This is a genomic window from Rubrivirga sp. (genome assembly GCF_049648075.1).
GTDB lineage: Bacteria > Bacteroidota > Rhodothermia > Rhodothermales > Rubricoccaceae > Rubrivirga.
Genome location: NZ_JBARYR010000355.1, coordinates 1 through 2,778 on the forward strand (window position 1 = coordinate 1; position 2,778 = coordinate 2,778).

The following is a 2,778-nucleotide window of genomic DNA, read 5'->3' on the forward strand; positions in this document are numbered from 1 at the left end:
CCACGATGCCGCGCTCGGCCAGGCGAGCGAGAAAGACGTCGCGAGGCAACACCTGGTCGGCCGCCCCGACGCCGCCGCCGGTCAGGCCGCGCTCGGCCAGGATGAGCGCCGCCGTCGAGGCCGGGTACCCGGTGCACCGCTGCATCGCCGAGAACCCGGTCTCGAGGTTGCACCGGTCGACCATCTCGTAGACGATCGTCCCCTCCTCGCCGTCCTTGACGCCGTCGACCTCGATGCGGAGCAGGACGGCGTCGTCGTAGGCGCCGCCCAGACGTTGGCGCAAGCGCCGGACGAGCACGTCGCGGTAGGTCAGGTGCGTGCGGACGTCGAGGGACGTCCGATCGGCCAATCCCAGGTCCAAGACGAACCGCATCCGCTCGGCATGGCCGGGGTAGCGCAACGTCTTGATGGACAGGCGCTGCACGCGTCCCTCCAGGGCCTCGACGAGCGCGCCCAGGCCCGCGCCGGTGTAGAACGCCTCCATGACTCCGAAGTCGTCGACCTCGACGGCCTCGAGGCCGGTCAGCGGCTCGCGCGTCTCGAGCTTCCCGTCGCGGACGACGGGGGCGGGCATGGTGTAGTCGTCGAGCAGGCGCTCGGCGGAGTGGGCCAGGCGGTGGAGGAACGGCTCCGGCGGGTTCATCGGCACGTCGCCGACGCGGATGCGGACGGCGTGGGTCTGGTCGAGCGACTCGATGCCCTCCATGGCCAAGACGCCGACCAGGCCCGGCGACAGGCCGGCGCCGGTCACGACCCAGCGCTGCCGACGGTCGGCGTGCTCCCGGAGCGAATCGAGGTCGAGGTCGCCGCCCAGGTCTACGAAGTGCGCGCCCAGGTCGAGCGAGAAACGAGCCAGGCGTTCGCTGTGCTCCGACCCGACGCACGACACGACGCACGCGCTGCCAGAGACGATCGGCTCGAGCGAGGTCAGATCGCGTGCGTCGGCCTCGTACGTGCGCAGGCGCGGGTGGGCGTGGGCAGACCGAAGCGAGCGCAGGACGACGGGTTGCGCCTCACACACCTGGACGCGGTCCACGCGGTCATCCTGGGCGAGGTCGACGGCGACGGCCGTGCCGATGGCGCCGGCCCCGAGAACAGTGATCTTCATGTCGTGAGCGCCCTGCGTCGAGGTGTGGTGACCCAAGGTAGGACGTGAGGGGAGGCCGGGGTAAGCGCTTTCTTCGACCCAGGCGGAATCCCTCGAGGACGCTCCGTGAATGCGGCGGCGGGACGAGCCACCACCCTCGAGGCCGCGGCACGCGCTCAAGGCCGGGAGCCGTCCTCGAGGTCGACGCCGAAGCTCCTGCTCGTCCTCGAGGGCGGCTACCCGACCCGCACCGTCCCGCCGAGCCAGCGGCTCACGACCACGGCGATGACGACCAAGCCCATCAAGAGGACGCTGTAGGCGGCGGCCTGGCCGAACTCGAAGAGGCGGAGTTGGGCGAAGACCTCGACCGCGATCGGGCGGTTGGCGAAGACGTAGAGCATGATCGAGGCGACGAACTCACCCAGGGCCGTCACGAACGTCAAGAGGGCTCCCGCGATCACGCCGGGCGCGATGGCGGGCAAGACCACGCGTCGGAACGTGGTGCGGGGCGCGGCGCCGAGATCGGCCGAGGCCTCAGCCAGCCGGTCGTCGAAGCCTTCGAGCGCGGCCTGTGCCGCGCGGACCACCAACGGGATGTGGCGGACGAAGTAGGCGAGCGGCAGCAGCCAGACCGTCCCGATTAGGACCGCCCCGCCGGCGAGCGCCGTCGGCTCGTCGAAGGCGACCAGCAGGCCCAGGGCCATCACGGTGCCGGGGACGGCGAACGGCAAGAGCGACAGCGCGCGGAGGAGACCTCGGCCGGGCACCTTGCCCTTGGTGACCACGAGCGCGACGGCGACGCCGAACATCACGTTGGCGGCCGTCGCCAGGGCCGCCATCCACAGCGACGAGGTGATCGGCGCGAGCACGTCGGGCTCCGTGGCGAGCGAGGCGTAGTTGGCGAACGTGAACGTGTCCGGCAGTACCTGGGTCGTCCAGGTCCCCTCGGCCACGAACGACAACAGGACAACGGTCGCGACGGGCAGCAGGACAACCACCAACGCCACGCCCACCAGCACGCTCGCCACGACGCGCGCGCTGCCCCGGAGCGGCCCCGGCTTGCGCCCGACGCCTTTGCCGCTGGCCGTCCTCGAGGCGAGACCTCGGGCCTCCGCGCCCGCGAGAAAGAGCAAGCAGATGCCCGTGAGAACGACCGAGACCGCGGCGGCGCGGTCCAGGGCTCCGTTCGTCTTGAACTGGTAGATCTGCGTCGTCAGGAACGGCTCGCCCTCGGCGAACAACAGCGGCGCCGTGAACGACGCCATCGACAGCATGAACACCAGCAGGGACGCCCCCAGGAGCGCCGGCCGCAGGAGCGGGAGCACGACGCGTCGGAACGTGGTCCAGGCGCTCGCGCCCAGGTCCGCGCTCGCGTCCAGGAGCGACGCATCGAGGCCGCGCAAGGCCGCGCCGACGAACAGGTAGAAGTAGACGTAGAAGACGTAGACGTGGACCAGCAGCACGGCCGCGATCCCGCCGAACGCGAACGGCACGTCCTCGAGGCCGAACGCGAGCTGGAGCGCACGCGGCAGCATCCCGGACTCGCCGTAGAGAAACAGGAACGCGAGCACGCCCACGAGCGGCGGGAGGGCGAGCGGGAGCGCGGCGACGGCCCCGAGCGTCTTGCCGAGCGGCAGCTCGTAGCGCCACAGCGCCCACGCCAGCCCCGTTCCGATGGCGCCGCCCAGCAC

The 2,778-nt window shown here is 71.4% G+C and carries 2 protein-coding genes; both read right to left on the reverse strand.

The genetic code is table 11. The annotated features are described in order from the left end of the window. Positions 1-1,108, reverse strand: a 1,108-nt coding sequence (locus WBA11_RS10500) for a saccharopine dehydrogenase C-terminal domain-containing protein (protein ID WP_424520644.1), incomplete at its 3' end; no start/stop codon positions are given. Positions 1,109-1,323: 215 nt separating this feature from the next. Continuing rightward, positions 1,324-2,778 (reverse strand): ABC transporter permease (locus WBA11_RS10505; RefSeq protein WP_424520645.1); only part of this gene is annotated, 1,455 nt, incomplete at its 5' end.